19 protein-coding genes and 2 pseudogenes are annotated in these 21,165 nt (G+C 66.4%); 17 read left to right on the top strand and 4 right to left on the bottom strand.

Annotated features, from left to right (window positions below; all coding sequences use genetic code 11):
* Positions 1 to 21: 21 nt before the first annotated feature.
* On the bottom strand, positions 22 to 531 hold the full coding sequence (locus C489_RS01555; RefSeq protein ID WP_006429351.1) for an FxLYD domain-containing protein: 510 nt from the start codon (positions 529 to 531) through the stop codon (positions 22 to 24).
* 225 nt (positions 532 to 756) lie between these two features.
* On the opposite strand from C489_RS01555, the gene C489_RS01560 reads away from it, so the two are divergent.
* The 4 genes from C489_RS01560 (at position 757) to C489_RS01575 (ending at position 4,988) form a co-directional block, all read left to right on the top strand.
* Positions 757 to 1,803, top strand: a complete 1,047-nt coding sequence (locus C489_RS01560) for a hypothetical protein (protein ID WP_006429352.1) — start codon at positions 757 to 759, stop codon at positions 1,801 to 1,803.
* 294 nt (positions 1,804 to 2,097) lie between these two features.
* Complete coding sequence (locus C489_RS01565) at positions 2,098 to 3,126, top strand: hypothetical protein (protein WP_006429353.1); 1,029 nt, start codon at positions 2,098 to 2,100, stop codon at positions 3,124 to 3,126.
* 80 nt (positions 3,127 to 3,206) lie between these two features.
* Positions 3,207 to 4,244 (top strand): hypothetical protein, encoded by a 1,038-nt coding sequence (locus tag C489_RS01570; protein WP_006429354.1) that lies wholly within the window; start codon positions 3,207 to 3,209, stop codon positions 4,242 to 4,244.
* Between the two features lie 294 nt (positions 4,245 to 4,538).
* Positions 4,539 to 4,988: an AAA family ATPase gene (locus C489_RS01575; protein WP_006429355.1), complete on the top strand. Its 450-nt coding sequence runs from the start codon at positions 4,539 to 4,541 to the stop codon at positions 4,986 to 4,988.
* Positions 4,989 to 5,152: 164 nt separating this feature from the next.
* Here the strand turns inward: C489_RS01575 and C489_RS01585 are convergent, their stop codons facing one another.
* The 3 genes and pseudogenes from C489_RS01585 to C489_RS01595 form a co-directional block, all read right to left on the bottom strand.
* Positions 5,153 to 6,043: a hypothetical protein gene (locus C489_RS01585; RefSeq protein WP_006429356.1), complete on the bottom strand. Its 891-nt coding sequence runs from the start codon at positions 6,041 to 6,043 to the stop codon at positions 5,153 to 5,155.
* Between the two features lie 170 nt (positions 6,044 to 6,213).
* Positions 6,214 to 7,253, bottom strand: a pseudogene (locus tag C489_RS01590) (dipeptide epimerase).
* A 1-nt stretch (position 7,254) separates the two neighbouring features.
* Positions 7,255 to 8,271: a DUF1611 domain-containing protein gene (locus tag C489_RS01595; protein WP_049890490.1), complete on the bottom strand. Its 1,017-nt coding sequence runs from the start codon at positions 8,269 to 8,271 to the stop codon at positions 7,255 to 7,257.
* Between the two features lie 312 nt (positions 8,272 to 8,583).
* On the opposite strand from C489_RS01595, the gene C489_RS01600 reads away from it, so the two are divergent.
* The 13 genes and pseudogenes from C489_RS01600 (at position 8,584) to C489_RS01660 (ending at position 21,002) form a co-directional block, all read left to right on the top strand.
* Entirely contained in the window at positions 8,584 to 10,020 is a 1,437-nt protein-coding gene (locus tag C489_RS01600) for a sulfatase (RefSeq protein WP_049890491.1), read from the top strand.
* Positions 10,021 to 10,443: a GtrA family protein gene (locus C489_RS01605; RefSeq protein ID WP_006429360.1), complete on the top strand. Its 423-nt coding sequence runs from the start codon at positions 10,021 to 10,023 to the stop codon at positions 10,441 to 10,443.
* A 100-nt stretch (positions 10,444 to 10,543) separates the two neighbouring features.
* Positions 10,544 to 11,113: a YqaA family protein gene (locus C489_RS01610; RefSeq protein ID WP_006429361.1), complete on the top strand. Its 570-nt coding sequence runs from the start codon at positions 10,544 to 10,546 to the stop codon at positions 11,111 to 11,113.
* A gap of 95 nt (positions 11,114 to 11,208) precedes the next feature.
* Positions 11,209 to 11,408, top strand: a pseudogene (locus tag C489_RS20570) (MFS transporter); the annotation flags it as partial.
* Positions 11,409 to 11,501: 93 nt separating this feature from the next.
* Entirely contained in the window at positions 11,502 to 12,671 is a 1,170-nt protein-coding gene (coaBC, locus tag C489_RS01620) for a bifunctional phosphopantothenoylcysteine decarboxylase/phosphopantothenate--cysteine ligase CoaBC (protein WP_006429363.1), read from the top strand.
* Positions 12,672 to 12,779: 108 nt separating this feature from the next.
* Entirely contained in the window at positions 12,780 to 13,436 is a 657-nt protein-coding gene (locus C489_RS01625; protein ID WP_006429364.1) for a DUF7344 domain-containing protein, read from the top strand.
* Positions 13,437 to 13,613: 177 nt separating this feature from the next.
* Positions 13,614 to 14,183 carry a hypoxanthine/guanine phosphoribosyltransferase gene (gene hpt / locus C489_RS01630; RefSeq protein WP_006429365.1) on the top strand — a complete coding sequence of 190 codons (570 nt, stop codon included), beginning with the start codon at positions 13,614 to 13,616 and terminating at the stop codon, positions 14,181 to 14,183.
* 914 nt (positions 14,184 to 15,097) lie between these two features.
* Positions 15,098 to 15,976: an ABC transporter substrate-binding protein gene (locus C489_RS22500; RefSeq protein WP_239642018.1), complete on the top strand. Its 879-nt coding sequence runs from the start codon at positions 15,098 to 15,100 to the stop codon at positions 15,974 to 15,976.
* 7 nt (positions 15,977 to 15,983) lie between these two features.
* Positions 15,984 to 16,931 (top strand): ABC transporter permease, encoded by a 948-nt coding sequence (locus C489_RS01640; RefSeq protein WP_006429366.1) that lies wholly within the window; start codon positions 15,984 to 15,986, stop codon positions 16,929 to 16,931.
* Positions 16,932 to 16,934: 3 nt separating this feature from the next.
* Positions 16,935 to 18,056: an ABC transporter permease gene (locus tag C489_RS01645; RefSeq protein ID WP_006429367.1), complete on the top strand. Its 1,122-nt coding sequence runs from the start codon at positions 16,935 to 16,937 to the stop codon at positions 18,054 to 18,056.
* Positions 18,056 to 19,138, top strand: coding sequence for an ABC transporter ATP-binding protein (locus tag C489_RS01650; RefSeq protein WP_006429368.1), 1,083 nt, complete (start codon positions 18,056 to 18,058; stop codon positions 19,136 to 19,138). The genes C489_RS01645 and C489_RS01650 overlap by 1 nt, the downstream gene beginning before the upstream one ends.
* A complete protein-coding gene (locus C489_RS01655) occupies positions 19,135 to 20,475 on the top strand; it encodes an ABC transporter ATP-binding protein (protein WP_006429370.1) in 1,341 nt (446 codons plus the stop codon). The genes C489_RS01650 and C489_RS01655 overlap by 4 nt, the downstream gene beginning before the upstream one ends.
* On the top strand, positions 20,472 to 21,002 hold the full coding sequence (locus C489_RS01660) for a hypothetical protein (RefSeq protein WP_006429371.1): 531 nt from the start codon (positions 20,472 to 20,474) through the stop codon (positions 21,000 to 21,002). Before C489_RS01655 ends, C489_RS01660 begins: the two co-directional genes overlap by 4 nt.
* Positions 21,003 to 21,165: the final 163 nt, after the last annotated feature.

Below are 21,165 nucleotides of genomic sequence, written 5' to 3' on the forward strand. Positions count from 1 at the left end.
GGGCTGCCGACAGGATCGGTCTCAGGAGGGCGTTCCCAACACGGTGATATCGTAGTCGGCGATGTCTGAGGGGGCCTCGAGGACGACGACCTGAAACGCCCAGGTTTCGCCGGCCCCGAGGTCGCCGGTGCTGGCGAGATACCGGCCGAGGAGGTTGCCGGCGTCGTTGTAGACTCGCGTTCGCACCTCGACGATCTGGATCCGGTCGCCGCCCGTGTTCCGGACGGTGCCTTGGATCGTCGAGCCGAGATAGCCGTCCTCGACGACGAACTCGTGGTCGACCAGCTCCAGCGGATCGAGCGGCGTCACCGAACTGGTCGGCTGCTGTTGGGCCAGCGACGAGGCCGTGGACATCTCTGTCGCGTTCCTGCTCGAGGCGTTGCTGGCGTTTATTTGGCCCACGTTACCGCTCTCGTAGGTCGGCTCACCGCCGAGCCCGCTGCTGCCGGTACAGCCGGCGGCCGCGGTCGCGATCCCGACGCCGAGCGACGCGAGCAGTCGCCGCCGGCTCGTCGACTCCGAGCGCGTCATCGCGACCTGCTCCTCGTCAGCGCGTCGATTCCGGTACCGAACATGTCTCCGAGGACACCACGGACGCATTTCAGTGTAGGCCCTGAAGCGACAGCGTTCGATCCGCTTGGTGTCTCGCCGCGGCCCGGCCCGTCGGTCTCGAGGGCGGTCCGCGACGGTGTGGAACGGCGCTGGTCGATGTGTGCAACGCAGGCGCTTATTGTCGGGTCGATTGAACGTGTCTCCATGCCCTCCGAGACCGACGAGACGCTCGAGTCCTACGGGGCCGACGTGGGCGGGCCAGGAGGACCGCTAACGCGGTTCCACGAGTGGTTCCTGATTCAGGGGAATCGACTGGCCGTCACGGCGCTGCTCTCGGCCGTCATCTTCGCGTTGATCGTCGGCCTGTACGAACTCGGCGTCATCAACTTCGTCAACCAGAACTCCGTCACCCGCGTCGCCAGCGGCATGATCGCGGGCACGTTCTCGCTGGTGACGCTCGTCGTCTCGGTCAACCAGCTCATCCTCTCCCAGGAGTTCGGCGCGGCGGGGAAGGCCCGCGACCGGTTCGAGGGCGTCGTCTCGTTCCGCGAGGATGTCGCCGAGGAGGCCGCCGTCCCCGCCGCGCCGGCCGCGCCAACGCGGGTCCTCGAGTTGCTCATCGAGACGATCCGGGACGATGCCGTCGAACTCGCCGACCTCGTCACCGATCACGACGACGAGGTTCGGGAAACGGTCGTCCGGTACACCAACGGCGTCAAAGAGCGGGCCGACCGAGTCGAGGACACGCTCGAACAGTCCGATTTCGACACCTTCTCGGCCGTCTCGGCGGCGATCGACTACGACGAGGCCTGGCAGCTGTACGTCGCGACCCACCTTCGCAACGACTACCACGAGTCGCTCTCGCCGGCCGCGACGGAGCAACTCGACGAACTGATCGGGTCCCTGAAGCTGTTCAACATCGCTCGAGAACAGTTCAAGACCACGTACCTCCAGCGGGAACTCACTCGCTTCTCACAGCTGACGATCTACTGCGGCGTCCCGTCGATCCTGTCGGCGATCCTCATCGGTCTCCTCTACGCCGACTTCGCCGGGCCGAGCCTCAACGTCGCCGCGTTGCCCTACGTCGTCGCCGTTCTGATCGTCGTCATCCTCTCGCCGCTGGCCCTGCTGGTCGCCTACATCCTCCGGACCGCAACCGTCACGCGACGCACCGCGTCGGTCGGTCCGTTTATCCCGCAGAAGGACCCCGACGAAGGGCCGTTCGATGTGACCTATGGCGAGGATCGGTGATCCTCCAGTTCGGTCGGCTCCGTGATCGGTCTCCCGGTGGACGAACGGGCCGCTCGCCAGCGTCTATGTCAGAAAACGTGGTCGGGTTCGAACAGCGTCACGACGGAGCCGAGGCCGAACTGGCCGACTCCGACGAGACGGCGTTCGTAAAGCGAGTATCGTGCTATGTTCGTAGTTCGTATGCCACTTGATGCGGTGGGTCTCGATCGCGAACGGACACCGTCGAACAGCCGCGAGGTTGCTCACTCCCGGGCGAGTATTTTACCCCGCGCCGTTGTCCCTTTTCCACAGTCAATGAGCGATTCGGACTCGAGCGGCGTCCTGGGCCAGCGGGCCGGCGTCGGTGGGCTGCGGCTGTGGCTGTTGCTTCGACTGAACCGGTGGTTCTTCACGGCGGCCGTGCTGGTGATCGTGTTCGGCGTGCTGGTCGCGTCCAGTAAACTCGGACTGACGCCGCTGCGTCTCATCGTCGCCCAGCACAACGGCACCTTCTGGATCTTTTCGGCGTTCATCGGCGCGATCATCACGGGCACCTCGATCGTCGTCACGATCAACCAACTCGTCTTGTCCCAGGAACTCGGCGCGGTCGGCGATCAACGCGATCGAATGCAAGAGGCGATGGCATTTCGCGGCGATATCGAGGACACCCTCGAGGAAGAAGACATCATGCCTCCCGAACCCGCGGCGTTTCTCTACGAACTCGTCGACGGGATCGAGCGGGAGGCCACCGAGTTCGAGTCGACGGTAGCGGCCGATCACGGCGACGAACTCCAGCGGAAAGTCGCCGACTACGTCGACGACGTCACCGAGAACGCGACAGTCGTCAAGGACGACCTCGCGGACGCCCAGTTCGGCACGTTTGACGTGATCTGGAACGCCCTGAACTTCAACTACTCGCGGAAGATCCACGACGCGCGCAAGATCCGTACCGACCACGGCGACGACCTCTCCGAGGAAGCCGACGCCGAGGTCGACGAGATGATCAAGATCCTGAAGTTCTTCGGCCCCGCCCGCGAGCACTTCAAGACGCTGTACTTCCAGTGGGAGCTAATCAACCTTTCGCGGGCGCTGTTATATATCGCAGTGCCCGCGCTGGCGGTAATGGGGCTCCTGATGATGTACGTCGACGGCACCGCCCTCCCCGGGACGACGCTGACCGTCGACAACCTCGTCTGGCTGACCAGCGCGGGGTTCGTCATCGGCATCGCACCCTTCGTCGTCTTCATCGTCTACATCCTCCGGATCGCCACCGTCGCGAAGCGGACCCTCGCGATGGGGCCCTTTATCCTGCGGGAGTCCGAGCGCGACGAGGATCTCGGCTAACGCTGCCGGTATCGCCGCGCTCGGTCCGCTGGTGCGTGCCGTAGCTATTTCCGGGACGGTCTGGTATTCCGGATCGAACGATGAGCGGCGACGGGTCCCAGCCCAGCGACACGATGGTCGAGCGCAGCACGGACCCGACGTGGAAACACTACCTGCTGTTGAACGCGAACCGGTGGGTCGTCGCCGCCGGACTCATGCTGTTCGTTTTCGTCGGCCTCCTCGCCGTCGCCCGCCTCAATCCGATCTCCTTCAGGGCACTCGTTGGGGGCCAGGACCCGGTCGAGACGCTCTTTCAGGCGCTGACGACCGCACTGATCACCGGGGTCACGCTCGTGGTCACCATCAACTCGCTGGTGCTCTCCCAGGAGCTCGGGGCCGTCGAGGACCAGCGCACGCGCCTCGAGGGGGCACTCGACTTCCGGCGGGACGTCGAGGAGTCGATCGACGCACCGATCAGCCCGCCGGAACCCTCTTCGTTCCTGCGGGCGGTCATCGCCGCCTCCGAAGACCGGGCTCACGACTTCCGCGAGGCCGTCTCCGAGAGCCAAGACGAGGATCTCAAAGAGCGCGTCGACGACTTCGTCGACAACGTCACGACCCACGCCGACGCGATCCGCGACGACCTCGAGGACGCCCAGTTCGGCACGTACGAGGTCCTCAAGGCGGCGCTGGACTACAACTACTCGTGGAAGATCTTCCGCGCCCGACGGATTCAAAACGTCCACGCCGACTCCTTTACCGACGAGGCTCGCGAGGCCTACGACGATGTCCTCGAGTCGCTGAAGCTGTTCGGCCTCGCTCGGGAGCACTTCAAGACGCTGTACTTCCAGTGGGAACTGATCAACCTCTCGCGGGCGATGATGTACGTCGCCGTCCCGGCGCTGGTGGTCACGATGTCGATGCTCCTGTTCTTCGACGCGAACGCCGTGACGGGCGTGTTTCTCGGCGTCGACATCCTCGTTTGGATCGTGGCCGCGGCGGCGACGATCGCCGTCGCGCCGTTCCTGCTGTTGATCGCGTTCATCCTGCGGGTCGCGACGATGGCCAAACGGACGCTCGCGATCGGACCGTTCATCCTCCGGGAGTCGAGTCGCGGCGAGGAGATCGACTGGGAGTGATCGCGCCGTTTCGGGTTGCGAGCCGCGGGTGCTTGCAGACGTGAGCCTCGCGGTTTTTGGCTCTCGGACCGAACCGACGGCCATGTCGACGGCATCCGACACGACGACCACACAGAAGTGCCGCGTCTGCCGGACTGAAAACGACGTTTTCTATACCTACTGTCGACAGTGTCTCGCGGAACTTCCCTCGGGGCCGACGGGCTCGGAGTCCGCAGTGCTCTGAACGCCGGAGCGGCCTCGGGTTCAGGGTCGCGATCCACGCCATTGGTATAGCCCCGCCCGCTACCCTCGGTCGTGATCGTCGTCATCTGCGGGCCGCCGGGGGCTGGCAAGTCCACCATCACGGCCCGCGTTCGCGACCGACTCGAGACCCGAGCGGTGCCGGTCCGGTCGTTTCACTCCGATTCCTTCTCGAGTCGCACCTACGATCGACTGGCCGAGCGAGTCAGGGACGCGCCGGAAACGGGAGTCACGCTGGTCGACGGCACGTTCTATCGCCGGCAGTGGCAGATGCGGTTCCGAGCCTTCGACGACGTTCGGTTCATCCACGTGACCGCGAGCCTCGAGACCTGCCTCGAGCGGAATCGAACGCGTGCGTACCCGATCGAGGAGCAGGGAGTCCACGTGGTCTACCGGGAGTTCGAGGCACCCGACGCCGACTGCGAGATCGACACTGATCGGTGCGGACCCGACGAGGCAGCCGCTCGAATCGCGGCCGCGATCGGGGGCTGGCTCGAGGGGTAACGAACTGCTATGGCTCGCTTCTGTACCGTAGTCGGAATATAACTTTTTCATATGCAGCCGATAGTCCGCCTGCAGTGAGTGCGACGGTGGTGTAGCGTAACACACGCCCGTGCCACGGGTGTGCCGAGGGTGCAATTCCTTCCCGTCGCGTTGTCAGCGGTGTCTCAGAACCCGATACCGAACGGCTCGGGCAGGCCGAACTCGTCGGGGGTTCGATCGGGGACGACCTCGTCTGGCAGCACGTCCCAGCCGAGTTCGTCCTCGCCGGGGACCGCGTCGGTGTCGAACTCGGGGTCGTCGGCGGGCGGCAGGTCTCGAGACTCGGCCGGCGGCGCGTCGTGTGCGTAGACACTCTCGGGGTGATCGACGGTCCAGACGTGGAGCATACACGGCGTCTGACAGGGGAACTCGAGGTCGCCCTCCCGATAGTCTTGCTCGTAGGTCTGCTGGTAGAACCACCACGCGAACCGCCCGGGGAGGCCGGTGTGGGCGTGCCACGGTGAACACCGCGCCTCGGCCGCCGCCTCGTCCTCGCCGTACACCGCCGGGGGCTCGACTGACTCCCCGTCCCGCGTCGCGATGAACATCACACCGATCGAGCGCCACGAGTCGTTGTCGACGAGGACCGATTCCGGCCGCTCGGGGGCCAGGACCTCGTCGTCGCCGATGAATTCCGGGCTGAGCCAATGGGACCAGCTGTCGTCGCCGCTCTCGAGGGTGTCGAAGTACGGTTTGTACCCCGCGTCGAGCAGCGCGTCCACGTCGGGATACTGGCTCTCGAGGGCGTCGTCGACTGCCGACTGCAACTCGGTCGTCGCGGGATGGTCGTCCGTACAGCCCTCTGCGGTCGTCCCCTCGCAGTGGGCCATCCCGGGTTCGATGGTCGCGTCCGGACAGTCCCGATCGAACTGTCGGGCGACCTCGGCCTCGGTCCCGCCGTCGGCCCCGTCGGCGCGGACACTGCCGACGGCCGAAAGCCCGACCGTTCCGGCCGACGCCTGCAACAGCGCCCGCCGGGACACGATCGGATCGTCGTCGTTGTCGCTGTCGTACATGCCAGCATCCCCACACCGACTGCGGGTATGAAACCACGTTGCCGCCGAGAGTGACTGTCAAATTCGGCGGTACGCGGCGATCACCGCGTTAGAGTAGCCACTGATACGATTTGAACACTGATCGCAATGTAATCCGGCGATCAGGTACGCATTGACCTTCAGTGGCTACTCTAGTCGAGCGAGCCATCGAGAACCGCACCCGTTCCCGGGCGCTCGAGGCCCGCGAGGTCGATCCGACCGTCGGACATCGGAACGCCGTCGGCGAGGTCGTCGGCCAGCAGCAGCGAGCCGTCGAGGTCGGCGTAGTCGAGCAGCGGCGCGAGGTGACAGGCCGCCGCGATCGAGGCGTTGGATTCGGTCATGCAGCCACACATCACCTCGAGGCCGTGGGCGCGAGCGGTACTGATCATCCGTCTGGCCTCACGCAGCCCGCCGCATTTCATCAGCTTCAGGTTCGCGATGTCACAGCGGTCCGCAATCCGGGGGATATCCGCGAGCGTCACGCAGGACTCGTCGGCGGCGATCGGCAGGCTCGAGCGCTCGTATACGAACTGCAGTCCCTCGGGATCCTCGGCGGGGACGGGCTGTTCGACGAACGCGAGGTCGAACTCGGCGAGGCGGTCGATCTTCGCGACGGCCTCGCGGGGCGTCCACGCCTCGTTGGCGTCGACGAACAGCCGGACGTCGGGGGCGGCGGCGCGGATCGTCTGGACGATCTCGAGGTCGCGATCGGTGCCGAGTTTGACCTTCAGCGTGCCGTAGCCCCGATCGACGGCCGTTTCGGTCTTTTCCCGCATCGTCTCGAGGTCGTCGAGCCCGATCGTGTAGGAAGTCTCGAGGGTCTCTGCGGGGTCGAGCCCCCAGTAGCGATAGAGCGGGACCTCGAGTTGCGTCGCGACGAGATCGTGCAGGGCGATGCTTACCGCGGTCCGGGCGGCCGGATTCCCCCGGACCGTCTCGCGCATGCGGCGCTCGATCCGCTCGAGTTGGTGGGGGTCGCCGACGGACTCGACGACTGAAAGCAGGTCCGGCAGGACCGCCTCGACGGTCGCGGCGGTCTCGCCGTAGTGCGACGAGGGCGTCGCGGCACCGATGCCGGTCGTTCCGTCGCCGTCTTCGATCCGGACGAAGACGGCCTCGGTCTCGGTGGTNTGTGTATAAGAGACAGGAGCGGGAGCGAGCGGCGTTCGAACGAGGTCTCGAGGGCCATGCTAGAGCAGTTCCTCGAGCAGGTCGTCGGTATCGAAGCGGATCACGTCGGTCGCGGGCGCACCGAGGGTGTCGGCGTAGTCTTCGACGGCCTCGCGGGCCGCCGCGTCGTCCAGCCCGGCCGTGTTCAGCGCGCCGGCGACGACCTCGCTGTCGGCAACCGGCGCGGCGACGCTCTCGTAGAGGTCGACGTAGGTCGGGATCGACGGCAGCGAGAACGACTCGTAGCCGTGGATCGCCTCGCGCCCGGCCTCGTGACAGAGGACCAGTTTGTCCGCCATCGAGCCGTGGAGGATACCCAGCGTGACCGGCGAGTACGCCGGGTGAACGATGCTGCCCTGCCCCTCGACGAACAGGTAGTCGTGCTCGTCGCCTTTCTCGAGGATCATCTCCTCGACCGCGCCCGCGGTGAAGTCGCTGACGACGCGGTCGATCGGGTTGCCCCAGCCCTCGATCATGATGCCGGTCTGGCCGGTCGGGATCACGGCGGCGTCGTGGCCGGCCGCGCGGGCGTCGCGGGCCAGCTCCATCGTCGTCGTCATCTTGCCGACCGAGCAGTCCGTGCCGACGGTGAGAATTACGTCGGCGTCGACCTCGCCGGCGATCCCCTCGCTGACCGAGAGGTCGGCGGGCGGGTTCCGGACGTCGCGGATCTCGCAGCCGTTCTCGGCCGCCAGCCGCGCGAACTCCTCGTCCTCGGCGAGGAAGTAGTGCAGTCCCGAGATCACGTCACAGCCGTGCTCGAGTGCCGTCCGAACGTCGTCGCGCCAGCTCTCGTCGAACTCGCCGCCGATCGGCGAGATCCCGATCAGGAGGGTGTCGACGGCGTCGGGCTCGAGGTCGTCCATCCCGGCGACGATCGGCGCGTCCTGGACGTCGGGGACGAAATCGGCGACGCGTCGTCCGGCGGTGTCCCGATCGAGTACCGCGGTGACGTCGTGGTCGGCGTATCTGAGGACGCCGAGCGCGGTCTTCGCCCGGTCCGGGAACTTCTCGTGAGCGAGAATTGCAACGGTCATACCGGCACATGGTGTGGGGGTTACTTAACGCTACAGACCCGTCCCGGCGGGGGATTCGCGTCGGGAGAGTCCGCCGTTCTCCCGACTACCGAACCGTCGGCGCGACTCGAGAACCGGTCGTGTCAACTGACAGTCTCGAACTCACGAATACCGAAACTCTCATTTCGATATCACACTGATTCGTCCGTATCGTATTATTCCATCAGCGCGAACGGGCCGGCGAAGGGGACCCTGCTCGACGCTTCTGTCGCGCTCGGTGGAACTCGCTCGAGCATCGGTCCGGAGCCGTTCGACGAGACGAACCGAACAAAGATGTCATCTACGAACGAAGTTTCGAACGTTGTACTGGTCACGGTCGACTCGTTACGGGCCGACGCCGTTAGCCCGTACGACGCCGACCGGCACACGCCCGTGATCGATTCGATCGCCGACAGTGGCACCGTCTTCGATCGGGCTTTCGCGACCGGAAACTGGACCCCGTTCTCGTTTCCGTCGATCCTTTCCTCGCGGCCCGTGTTCGCCGACAGCGGCGGGATCGGCGTCGAGGAATCGACGACGCTCGCGGAGGCGTTGTCGGACGAAGAGATCGAGACCGGGGGCTTCAACGCCGCTAACGGCTTCCTCACGACCCACTGGGGGTACGACGACGGCTTCGACGAATTCGACTCGTTCGTCGCGAACGTGGGCTCGAGCGTCTACAGTCGCTACCTCGCGACACACCCGACTGTCGAGGCGTGGCTCCAGTTGGCTGCCTCGCCGGTTCGTCGCGCCGGCTCGTGGCTCCGCCGCGAGACCGACGACCGACCGTTCCTTGACACCTCGCGGATGTTCGACGTCGAACACGCCGCGAGTTCGTTTATGGAGGAGGCGTCGTCCCCGTTTTTCCTCTGGGTTCACTACATGGACGCCCACACGCCGTACGTCCCCGCACCGCGGTACATCCGCGAGGTGTCCTCCGATCGCCTCGGCACCCACAGGATGTTGCTCGCTCACACGCGGACCGGGCTCGGGTGGGACGTCAGCGACCGAACCCGCTCGGACCTGCGAACGCTCTATCAGGCGGCGGTTCGGCAGGTCGACGCGAGCATCGGACGCCTCCTCGAGACGCTGTCGTCGAACGGGCTCGACGACGACACGGCCGTCGTCGTGGCCGGCGACCACGGCGAGGAGTTTCAGGAACACGGCCACCTCGCCCACTATCCGAAGCTCTACGACGAACTGATTCAGGTGCCGCTCATCGTCGACGTTCCCGGTGCCGACGGCGGACGAATCGACGGGCAGGTGGGGCTCGATTCGATCGCGCCGACGATTACCGACCTGCTGGATGCCGACACCCCGGACTCGTGGACCGGCGACAGCCTCGTGCCGAGCGTCCGCGACGGCGACGAGCCGGCCGACGAGCCGGTCGTCTCGGTCACCGTCCGCGGCGAATCGGTGACGAAACAGCCGATTCCGCGGTCGCTGGCCGACGGCGATCTCCTCGTCAGCGTTCGGGATCGGGACTGGACCTACATCGAAAACGTTGACACGGGTGACCAGGAACTGTACTCCCGTCCGGACGATTCGACCCAGCAGACGAATCTCGCGACCGATCCGACCCCGGATCAACAGGATGTTATCGAATCGTTCGAGCCGATCGCTACTGCCCATGCAAAGACGATACGAGAACGAGACGCCGAAGCGACGCCCGACGACGAGGACGTCGACGAGGACCTCGAGGCCCGGTTGTCGGCACTCGGCTACCGCTAGATGATCCGCTCGTTCCTGCGCGGTCTCGTCGACGGCCCGTTCGCACGCCAGTTGCGTCGGTTCGTCATCGTCGGGGCCATCGCCGCCGGAGTGCAACTGGTGTTGCTGTGGGCATTCGTCGACAGCATCGGCCTGCACTACCTGCTCGGTGCGGTCCTGGCGATCGAGGTGACGATCGTCCTCTCGTACGTTCTGAACAACGCGTGGACGTTCCAAGCGAGCCGGAACACCGGAACCAGCGAGTATCTCGTCGGCCTGCTCAAGACGAACGTCGTCCGCGGGACGGCGATCCCGATCCAGCTGGGCGTCCTCTTCGGCTTCGTCGAGTGGGGAAACATCCCGTACCTGCTCGCAAACGCCCTCGCAATCGTCCTCAGCGGAGTATACCGGTACGTACTCGACGCCCGCTGGACGTGGGGGTAGTGATGGCCGGGGCATCGCTCGACCGGACCGGCCGACCTCCGACCGACGCCGCACGATCCGCGAACCGACCGCAACCCGCGAACCGACCGAAACTTCGATAATGCTCACCACACTCCCGATCACATCGATACTCGCGTTCGACGCACTGGGCGGCGTCCTCGCCGGCAGCGGCGAAGCGCTCGTCGAGTCCGCCACCGGCTGGCCCGGCATGGGAATCGTCTTCGGCTACTCGTTTCTGATCGCGTTCGCGCTCCCGGGTCCCAGCGAAGTCGTCCTCCTCGCGCCGCTCGACCTCGGCTTCCCGCCGTGGCTCCGCCTCTCGAGTATCATGCTCGTCAGCGCGACCGGCAAGGCCGCCGGCAGCGTGGTCGCGTTTCATCTCGGACAGGAGGTCAAGCAATCCGGGCCGATCACGCGGTGGTTGCGCCAGTCCCGGTGGGATGTCCTCGCGTGGTCGGAGGCCCGGTCGGTGCGGCTCGCACAGCAGTACGGCTACGGCGGGCTCGCGATCGCCCTTTCCGTTCCGTTTTTCCCAGATACGATCTCGATATACGCCTTCGCCATCCTCGAGAAGGATTATCCGAAATTCGCGCTCGCGACGTTCCTCGGGAGCCTCGGCCGGCTCGTCGTCACGCTGGGCGTGGTCGGCGGCTTCGCGGCGGTACTCTAACGCGGCGTCGGGACGCTCCCGACTCGAGCGCGAGTTGACCGCGGCTCGGTCGACAGATCACCACTGTTTACCCGTTCGCGCGGGAGCGGTGGGACATGACGGACCGCTGGCTGACGGCGTGGGGGCTCGGCTCGGTCGCGTTCGGGGGGCGTCGCTACTGGTGCCGCTCTACATCGTCCTGCTCGGCGCGTCGCCGGTCCACCTCGGCGTGCTGGCTGCAACGGCGGCGAGCATCGGCGCACCGGGGGCGATCGTCTTCGGGCGCGTGGCCAACCGGGTCGATCGCCGGCGGCCGCCGGAGCTGTGTCGACGGCCGAGGTCGATGCCGACGGTGACGCCGATAGCGATGGCGGTACTGATAAACCGGCCACGCGCGAACTGTGACTGAATGCTCGAGGGAGTCAACGTCGCGCTCGGGGTGACGGGGTCGATCGCGGCCGTCAAGACGGTCGAACTGGCCCACGAGTTGCGACGGCAGGGTGCGACGGTTCGCGGGGTGATGACCGACAGCGCACAGGGAATTATCCACCCGTGGGCCGTCGAGTTCGCGACCGAGAACGAGGTCGTCACGGAAATCACGGGCAGCGTCGAACACGTCGACCTCTGTGGCTACGACGGCTGGGCGGACGTGTTCCTGATCGCGCCCGCGACGGCCAATACGGTCGGCAAGATCGCCGGCGCTGTCGACGATACGCCGGTCACCACGTGTGCGACCACCGCGCTCGGTGCCGAGACGCCGGTCGTGATCGCGCCGGCCATGCACGAACCGATGTACGACCACCCCGGCGTGCTCGAGGCAATCGAGACCGTCGAGGAATGGGGCGTCGACTTCGTCGACCCGCGGCTCGAGGAGGGCAAGGCCAAGATCGCCAGCGAGGAGGCGATCGTCTGCGAGACGGCCCGCGCGGCCGGCGACCGGTCGCTCGATGGCGAGCGCGTCGTCATCACCAGCGGGGCGACCAGCGAGTCGATCGACCCGGTTCGAGTCATCACGAACCGCTCGTCGGGGAAGATGGGGCGCGCGGTCGCGAAAGCCTGCTACGTCCGCGGGGCAGACATCACGCTCGTCCACGACGGGTCGGATGTCCCCTACGCCGACGTCCGCGCGGTCGAGAGCGCCGCGGAGATGCTCGAGGCGACACGGGAGGCCTGTACCGAGGCCGACGCGCTCGTCTCGGCGGCCGCGATCGGCGACTACACCGTCGAGGAGAGCGCCGAGAAGATCCGCTCGGGACAGCGGCTCACGCTCGACCTCGAGCCGACGCCGAAGCTCATCGACGAGATCCGCTCCCAGTACCCCGACCTCCCCATCGTCGGCTTCAAGACCGAAACGTCCGGCGACGAGGGAGCCATGATCGAGCGGGCGAGGGAGGCCCTCGAGCGGGCCGGGCTGGCCTTCGTCGTCGCCAACGACGCGAGCGTGATGGGTGCAGACGCGACGAAAGCGCTGCTGGTCCACGCGACCGACGCCGCCCGCTACGAGGGGACGAAGGCGGGGCTGGGCGGCGAAATCGCCGATTCGATCGCCGCGGTGTGCGGTTCCGCGGCGGCCGACTGAGCGAGCGGGCCGTCAGGAGAATTATATGGGTGGGGTTCATCCGACCGACGTAATGGATAGACGACCGGATGCGGGTTTGTATGCGACGGCGGCGGCCGGCGACTCGAGGTGATCGAGGTGGCACAACGACAGCATTCCGACGACGCCACCGCGGCCGGCGAGGGTGACGCGGCCGATGCCGAGGCCGACACCCCGGACGCCGAGGCCGACACCGACGAATCGCTCTCCAAAGGCGAGATCTTCGAAGTCCTCCGGAATCAGCGACGGCGCTACGTCCTCCAGTATCTCAAGCAGGACCACCGGCCGGTCGAACTCGGCGATCTAGCCCAACAGGTCGCCGCCTGGGAGTACGACACGACCCTCGAGGGTGTGACGCCGGCACAGCGCAAACGCGTCTATACGACCCTCCAGCAGACCCACCTCCCGAAAATGGACGCCGCCGGCATCCTCTGTTTCGACTCCGATCAGGGCGTCATCGAGGGGACCGAGCGAACGCAGGACATCAGCGTCTACCTCGAGATTGTTCCCGGCCGCGAGTTCGCGTGGCGGGAACTGTACCTCTCGCTCGGCGCGATCAGTTGCGCGCTGGTCGCCGCGCTCTGGCTGGGGATCTACCCGCTGACGGTCCTGTCGAACCTGTCGTGGACGGCCATCGTCGCGGCCACGTTCACGCTCACCGCAGTCGCACACGTCTACCACGAACGGAACATGCGTCTGGGCCACGGCGATCAGCCGCCGGAACTCAGCTACGGGACCGACAAGTAGCGCTGACGGCCTCGAGCACGTCGACCGGTCGATCGGCGGCGTTCGACGCCGACTCGAGTGTACCGCACGAACCGACTTCGGATCGATCGAGTCGCCGCTCCGAATGTGGGACGTTCGCAGGTGACTGCACGTCGCTCGGATCGTCAACTTTTACTCCGCTACCGACCGACCCACGGCATGGATCAACTGAAGCAGTCGCTCCTCGAGGCCCCGATCATCGAGAAGAACGGCTACCATTACTTCGTCCACCCCATCAGCGACGGCGTTCCGAAACTCGATCCGACCCTCCTGCGCGAGATCGTCATCCGAATCATCCGGAAGGCCGAACTCGATGAGGTCGACCGGATCGTCACGCCCGCGGCGATGGGCATTCACATCTCGACGGCGGTCTCGCTGATGACCGACATCCCGCTGACGGTCATCCGCAAGCGCCAGTACGGCCTCGACGACGAGGTCGAGATCTCGCAGAAGACCGGCTATTCGGAAAACGAGATGTACATCAACGACGTACGCGAGGGCGAACGTGTGCTCGTCCTCGACGACGTGCTCTCGACCGGCGGCACGCTCGCGGCGGTGCTCACGGCCCTCGACGAGATCGGCGCGGAGGTCGTCGACACGGTTGCGGTCATCAAGAAGGTCGGCGGCGAGAACAAGGTCGACGACGCGGGCTACGACGTCAAGACGCTGATCAACGTCGATGTCGTCGACGGCGAGGTCGTCATCGTCGACGAGGACGGCGACCACTGACAGTCAGTTCCGTCGATACTCCAGCTTCGATTTCGGTCGTCCTCGAGTTCCGTAGAAGCTGGATCGGCCACGCCGTACAGACGGCCATTTTCGACCGACGGCTCCGCGGTCCGTTCGGGACCGTGTCGAGCCAACACAAGGAATATGGCGTCACGATTTGAACCTCGTACCGATGACAGGGAATCGCGTCGGGCCGAGTGACCGCCATCGATTGCGTCGGCGGTCGCTGCTGAAGGGTGTGGGCACGGCCGGCATCGCCGGATTGGCGGGCTGTGTTCGCAGTACCGAGATCGAAGCCGACGGCCCGGCGGAGGAACTCATTCAGACGGGATTCGAGGTGACCGGCGTCGAGCCGCCGTTCGAGACGACGATCGCGATCACCGAAAACACCGAGCGAAGCCGGTTCGCACAGCTCCTCGCGACCGAACTCGACGACACCGGGTTCTTCGATATTTCGATCAGCGAATACGAGTGGACGACCTATCTCGACATGATGACCGCGGCGGCCGACGAGGAGGAAAACGCCCTCTTCATCGTCAGTTGGACCGGCGGCTGGGACCCCGACGACTACGTCAATACGCTGTTTCACTCGGACAACCACACGCCAACCGGGCTCAACATCAACCACTACGCCAACGAGACCGTCGACGACTACATCGACGACGGGCTCGAGGAGACCGCCCCGGACGAACGGGTCGACATCTACCAGCAGCTACAGGAGGAACTGGTCGTCGACTCCCCGGCATCGTTCGTCCGCGTGAGCGAAGCGGCACACGTCTGGGACTGTCTCTTATACACATNCGACCTACCTCGCGATCTACGCGCCGTGGGCGGGCGTCTACACCGACCTCGAGGAGGGCAACGAGTTCGTCGGTGCCCTCGGTAGCGACGTTTCGGCCACCGATCCGGTCTCGATGAACGACACCGCCTCGAGTCGGGCGACGCAACTCGTCTACGAGGGCCTCACGGGCGTCGACTTCGACGGGACTGTCCGGCCGGTGTTGGCCGAGGACTGGACACAGCTCGATCCGACGACCTACCGGGTTTCCCTTCGGGAGGGGGTTCGCTTCCACAACGGCGAGGAACTGACCGCCGCACACGTCGCGGGCTCGTTCGAACGCTACGAGGGCGAGGCCAGGGAGTCGGACGTCACCGACTGGTACGACGGCAGCGAGATCGTCGACGACTACACGATCGACGTCCGCTGCTGGCGGGAGTACGGCCCCTTCGAACAGCGACTGTTCGACCTCCCGATCGTCCCGATGGCGGCGATCGACGGCGACCTCGACCTCGCGTCGCGGCCGGTCGGCACCGGTCCCTACCGGTTCGACGACTACCAGTCGGGCGACCACTGGCGGCTGACGCGGTTTGCGGACTACTGGTTCGACGGCGACGAGACGGTCCCGGCCCCGGCACCGATCGAAACCGTGACCCTCGAGATCATCACGGAAGCGGCCGCTCGACAGGGCGCGCTCGAGGCCGGCGATATCGACTTCAGTGACGGCGTGCCGTCGGCGAGTCTCGCGGACCTCGAGCGCGACGCCGCGTACGGCGTCGATCGGCACGTCGGCGGCGGATTCGATCTGGTGATCTATCCGCTCTATCGCGAGCCGTTTTCCAACGCGCAGGTCCGCCGGGGCTGTAACATGCTGATCCCCCGCGAAACGATCGTCGAAAACGTCTATCACGGCCTCGGGCAACCGGCCTACACGCCGATCTCGCCGCTGCTCGAGACCTACGCCGACGAGGAGTTTCGAGAGCGGATCGCCGACGAATACGTCCGTCCGGACTGACTCACACATGTCCCTCGGAAGATACGTCCTCACGCGACTGCTGGTCGCCGTTCCGGTCCTCCTGGGCGTGACCGTGCTGACGTTCTCGTTTCTGCACGCGCTGCCGGGCGATCCGGTCGACGCGATCATCGGCTACCAGAGCGTGAGCCCCGAGACCGAGGCCTCGATTCGAGCCGAATACCACCTCGATCGCCCGGTGTGGGAGCAGTACCTGCTGTGGCTGCGGGATGCGCTCACGCTCGAGTTCGGGCGGTCGCCGGTCACCGGGCGGAGCGTCGCGGCGACGATCGGGCGGCGGCTCCCCGCGACGCTGGCGCTTGGCGGGGCCGCGTGGCTGCTCGCGCTCGCGATCGGGATCCCAGCGGGCATCGTCGCCGCGGTCAAGCGGGGCGAACCGGCCGACGAACTCAGCAGGGTCGCCGCACTCGCCGGGATCGCGACGCCGAACTTCTGGCTCGGCCTCGTGCTGCTGTTGGTCTTCAGCGTCCGGCTGGGCTGGTTCCGGGTGATCCCGCCGGACGCGCCGCTCGCGAGCCTCGCGATGGCGAAGTTCATGCTCCTGCCGACGGTCACGCTCGGAACGGCCTCGGCCGCGCTCGTCACGCGCTTGCTCCGCTCGTCGATGCTGCGGGAACTCGAGGCGGGCTATGTCAGGACCGCACGCGCGAAGGGGCTCCGCGAGCGAACGGTAATTCTGAAACACGTCCTCCGGAACTCCTTGCTCCCGGTCGTGACCGTTGCCGGCCTCCAGCTGGCGTTTCTGGTCGATGGTGCCGTCGTCGTCGAACAGATCTTCTCGTGGCCGGGCATGGGGCGACTGATGGTCCAGTCGATCCTGCAGCGAAACTATCCGGTCATTCAGGCTGCCGTACTGGTCATCGGCGTCTCGATCGTCCTCGTGAACCTGCTCGTCGACATCGTCTACGCCGTCCTCGATCCCCGCATTCGATACTAACCCATGAGTGACCGACGACCCACCACCGAACGCGGCCGGATTCGCATCGTCGGCTTCGACGACGCGGACTCGTCGCAGCGCGACAGTGACGGCTCTCCTGAGCGGACCGATGCCGGACCCCAATCACCGACGGGAGCGACTGGGGCAACGGGAGCGGCGGAGCCGGTGGAAACCGAACTCGAGGGGACGGAGCGCCACCGCCTCGCGGACGCGTGGCACCGCTTCCGCCGGAATCGCGCGGCGATGGTCGGACTGGCGGTCATCGTCGTCATGGCGGTGCTCGCGGTCTTCGCCCGGCCGATCGAGGTCTCGACAGCGGAGTACACGATCGCGATCCAGCCCGTTTCGCTGGTTCCGCACGATCCCCACCAGCCGGCCGTCGGGCCAGCGAACGCGCCGCCCTCGTTGGAGCATCCATTCGGGACCGACTGGGCCGGGAGAGACCAGTTCGCCCGGGTCCTCGTCGGCGGGCGCTACACGCTGGGAATCGGCCTCGTCGCCGTCCTACTGGCGCTGTGTGTCGGAATTCCTCTCGGCGCGATCGCGGGGTATTTCGGCGGCTGGGTCGACGAGGTCGTTATGCGGATCGTCGACGTGCTCTATGCCTTCCCGTTTCTGGTCCTCGCGATCGCGATCGTTCCGATCCTCGAGCCGATTCCGGTCCTCGGCGAGGGGTTCTGGACGGTGGTGGTTGCACTCGTCGTTACCGGCTGGATCGGCTACGCCAGACTGTTACGCGGCGAAATCCTCTCGGTCCGCGAACGCGAGTACGTGACGGCCGCCAGCGCGCTCGGCGTCCCCGACCGGACAATCATCCGGCGACACGTCGTCCCGAACGCCGTCGCGCCGGTCGTCGTGCAGGCGACGTTGAACGTCGGCACGGTCGTCCTCGCCGCGGCGGCGCTCGGCTTTCTCGGACTCGGACTCGAGCCCGGGAGCGCCGAGTGGGGCGCGATGCTCTCGCGGGGCCGTGACTCGCTCGCACAGGGCCACTGGCACATCACCGCCTTCCCCGGGCTCGCGATCTTCCTGTTCGTGCTGGCGATCAATCTCGTGGGCGACGGGATCAACGACGCGCTCGATCCCCATCGAGACGTGAGCGACGACCGGAGGCGGATGCGCTGATGGCGCTGCTTGAGGTCGAGGATCTCACCGTTCAGTTCTACACGGACGACGGCGTGGTCCGGGCGGTCGACGGCATCAACTACGAGATCCGCCGGGGCGAGGCGCTCGGGCTGGTCGGCGAGAGCGGGGCCGGCAAGAGCGTCGCCAGCCTCGCGCTGTTGGACCTGATTCGAGCGCCCGGCGAGATCGTCGGCGGCGAGATCCGCCTCGACGGGCGAAACCTCCTCGAGTGTTCGACCGACGAACTCAGGGGGATTCGGGGCGACGAGATTGCGATGGTGTTTCAGGACGCCGACGCGGCGCTCAACCCGGTCTACACCGTCGGCGAACAGATCGCCGAAGCGATCCGCGTCCACGAGGACGTGTCCGACCGTGCGGCTCGCGACCGAGCAATCGACCTCCTCGAGCGGGTCGGCATTCCGGAGCCGGCCGCGCGGTACACGGACTACCCGCACGAGTTCTCCGGCGGGATGCAACAGCGGGCCGTCATCGCGATGGCGTTGTCCTGCGATCCCGACCTGCTCGTCTGTGACGAACCGACGACCGGGCTCGATGTCACCGTGCAGGCGGGCATCCTCGAGTTGCTCGAGGACCTCGCGCGGGAATCGGACACGGCGATCCAACTCGTCACCCACGACCTCGGGATCGTCGCGGAGCTGTGCGATCGGGTGTTGGTGCAGTACGCCGGGGAGATCGTCGAACGCGCGCCCGTTGAAGACCTCTACTACGACCCGAAACACCCCTACACCGTCGGATTACTGGCCTCGATCCCCCGGCTCGGCGACGACCGCGAGCGGCTTCCGACAGTCCCTGGCACGGTCCCGTCGCTCGTCGATCCGCCCACCGGCTGCCGGTTCCACCCGCGCTGTCCCTACGCTGAGGACGCGTGTGCCAGACGCAGTCCGCCGCTTGTCGAGGCGGACACGGAGACGCCGGCGGCCGAGACAGCGCCCGACGCGCACCTCGCGGCCTGTCTCGAGTACACCGGCGACCTCGAGGACGGACTCGACTACGAGGTGCAGGTCCGAGACGAGCCGCCGGCCGACCGATCCGACCGAGACCGCGGCGGTGAGACGCGATGACCGCGAGCGACGACGAGCCGCTCCTCCGGGCGACCGACCTCGAGAAACACTACACGACCGCCGACGGCTTTCTCGATCGGTTGCTCGGCCGCGGGCAGACGGTCCGGGCGGTCGACGGCGTCGACCTCGAGATCCGCGAGGGCGAGACGCTCGGGTTGGTCGGCGAGAGCGGCTGCGGGAAGACGACGCTCGGCCGGACGCTGCTTGGACTGCTCGACCCGACCGGCGGCACGGTCACGTACCGCGATACCGAACTGACGAACTGCGCTCGAGCGGAACTGCGGGAGTTGCGGACCGAGATCCAGTACGTCTTCCAGAACCCGATGGCCAGCCTGAACCCGCAACTAACCGTCGGCGAAATCGTCGGCGAAGCCCTCTCGGTCCACGATATCGTTCCGCCGGAGCGCCGCGACGAGCGCGTTCGGGACCTGCTCGAGACGGTTGGACTCCGGGCCGGGCACGCGAGCCGGTACCCCCACGAGTTCTCGGGCGGCCAGCGCCAGCGGATCGGCATCGCCCGCGCGCTCGCGGTCGAACCGTCACTGATCGTCTGTGACGAGCCCGTGTCCGCGCTTGACGTCTCCGTCCAGGCGGGCATCCTCAATCTGCTGTCGGACCTGCAGGAGCAGCTCGGGCTCTCCTATCTCTTCATCGCCCACGACCTCTCGGTAGTCGAACACGTCTCCGATCGGGTCGCAGTGATGTATCTCGGCAAACTCGTCGAAACCGGGACGACTGCCGAGGTCTTCGACTCGCCCTCCCACCCCTACACCGAGGCGCTGCTGTCGGCCATCCCCGAACCCGACCCGTGCTGGGCGGGCGACCGGATCGTCCTCGAGGGAACCGTCCCGTCACCGACCGACCCGCCCTCGGGCTGTCGGTTCCACACTCGCTGTCCGCGAGTCATCCCGCCCGCGGAATACGATCTCGAGGAAGACGCGTTCCGCGCGATCATGACGCTTCGAACCCGACTCGCCGACGCGGACCCGGATGCGGGGCTCGAGGCGCTGTGCTCTCGGCCCGACCGGAGCGAGGATCTCACGGCGACACTCAGGGAGGCCTACGACATCCCCCGACGACTGCAGGATCCCGACGCGGAGGCCGCGCTTTCGGACGCGCTCGAGAGCGCCGCGGCCGGCGACCTCGACGCCGCACGCGAGCGCCTCGCCTCGGCGTTCGAAACGCCCTGTGAGACGAGCGAGCCGGCGCTATCGGCGGGTCCGGACCACCACCCGATCGCTTGCCACCGGTTCGACGACCGGTACGAGTTGGACGACGCCGAAACCGACGCCTCGATCGAGCACGACGACCGATTCGCGCGAGGGAGCCAGCCATGAGACGGATCTACGAGTCACGCGCGCTCGAGCGCGCAGACGATGATCCGTTCACTCCGGAGGGTGACAATGGCGAGGAGCCGGGACCGCGAACGATCGACTGGGCCGCGTTCAGCCACGCATTCACTCCGTTGGCGATTCGTCACCGCGGGATCAGCGTCGATGTCTCCACGGATAAACGGCGGTACGAGCGCGGTGAGTCGGTCGAAATCACCGTCGAATTTCGCAATCGGTTCCCGTTCCCGATCCGTATCCGAACCGAGTCGCCGAACCGCTGGTACTGGACCGTCGACGGCCTGCGGAACGCCTCGCGGGTTCCGCAAGCGGTTCCCGACCGCCCGGCGGCGTTTTCCTTCGCTCGCGGCGAGCGCAAGCGGTTTCGCCGGGAATGGCCACAGCGAATTCAGGTCACCGACGAGGAGTGGGAATCCGTCGATCCCGGCACCTACACGATCGGCGCGGGGATCTCCCGTTCGGACGCCGACGACCGGGGACTCGTCGATCGGGTCGAGATCGAAATCGTGAGGTAAAGGGTTGTGTTCGTCCGGTCGCTCATCTCACGGGCCGTTCTGGCTCCATCCCGTCTCGAGACTAGACGGAGAATATACGGTACTCATCGCTCCGTTCTCCACTGTTACTGGCGTCGAGAAGTCTGGGAGAGTTGAACCACGCTGTCACCCTCACGTCGGTCGG

This window comes from Natrinema versiforme JCM 10478 (assembly GCF_000337195.1).
Classification (GTDB): Archaea; Halobacteriota; Halobacteria; order Halobacteriales; family Natrialbaceae; genus Natrinema; species Natrinema versiforme.

Coding starts and splice junctions, on each gene's coding strand:
- C489_RS01555 (WP_006429351.1), bottom strand. CDS start 531: ATGACGCGCTCGGAGTCGACGAGCCGGCGGCGACTGCTCGCGTCGCTC.
- C489_RS01560 (WP_006429352.1), top strand. CDS start 757: ATGCCCTCCGAGACCGACGAGACGCTCGAGTCCTACGGGGCCGACGTG.
- C489_RS01565 (WP_006429353.1), top strand. CDS start 2,098: ATGAGCGATTCGGACTCGAGCGGCGTCCTGGGCCAGCGGGCCGGCGTC.
- C489_RS01570 (WP_006429354.1), top strand. CDS start 3,207: ATGAGCGGCGACGGGTCCCAGCCCAGCGACACGATGGTCGAGCGCAGC.
- C489_RS01585 (WP_006429356.1), bottom strand. CDS start 6,043: ATGTACGACAGCGACAACGACGACGATCCGATCGTGTCCCGGCGGGCG.
- C489_RS01595 (WP_049890490.1), bottom strand. CDS start 8,271: ATGACCGTTGCAATTCTCGCTCACGAGAAGTTCCCGGACCGGGCGAAG.
- C489_RS01600 (WP_049890491.1), top strand. CDS start 8,584: ATGTCATCTACGAACGAAGTTTCGAACGTTGTACTGGTCACGGTCGAC.
- C489_RS01605 (WP_006429360.1), top strand. CDS start 10,021: ATGATCCGCTCGTTCCTGCGCGGTCTCGTCGACGGCCCGTTCGCACGC.
- C489_RS01610 (WP_006429361.1), top strand. CDS start 10,544: ATGCTCACCACACTCCCGATCACATCGATACTCGCGTTCGACGCACTG.
- coaBC (WP_006429363.1), top strand. CDS start 11,502: ATGCTCGAGGGAGTCAACGTCGCGCTCGGGGTGACGGGGTCGATCGCG.
- hpt (WP_006429365.1), top strand. CDS start 13,614: ATGGATCAACTGAAGCAGTCGCTCCTCGAGGCCCCGATCATCGAGAAG.
- C489_RS22500 (WP_239642018.1), top strand. CDS start 15,098: ATGAACGACACCGCCTCGAGTCGGGCGACGCAACTCGTCTACGAGGGC.
- C489_RS01640 (WP_006429366.1), top strand. CDS start 15,984: ATGTCCCTCGGAAGATACGTCCTCACGCGACTGCTGGTCGCCGTTCCG.
- C489_RS01645 (WP_006429367.1), top strand. CDS start 16,935: ATGAGTGACCGACGACCCACCACCGAACGCGGCCGGATTCGCATCGTC.
- C489_RS01650 (WP_006429368.1), top strand. CDS start 18,056: ATGGCGCTGCTTGAGGTCGAGGATCTCACCGTTCAGTTCTACACGGAC.
- C489_RS01655 (WP_006429370.1), top strand. CDS start 19,135: ATGACCGCGAGCGACGACGAGCCGCTCCTCCGGGCGACCGACCTCGAG.
- C489_RS01660 (WP_006429371.1), top strand. CDS start 20,472: ATGAGACGGATCTACGAGTCACGCGCGCTCGAGCGCGCAGACGATGAT.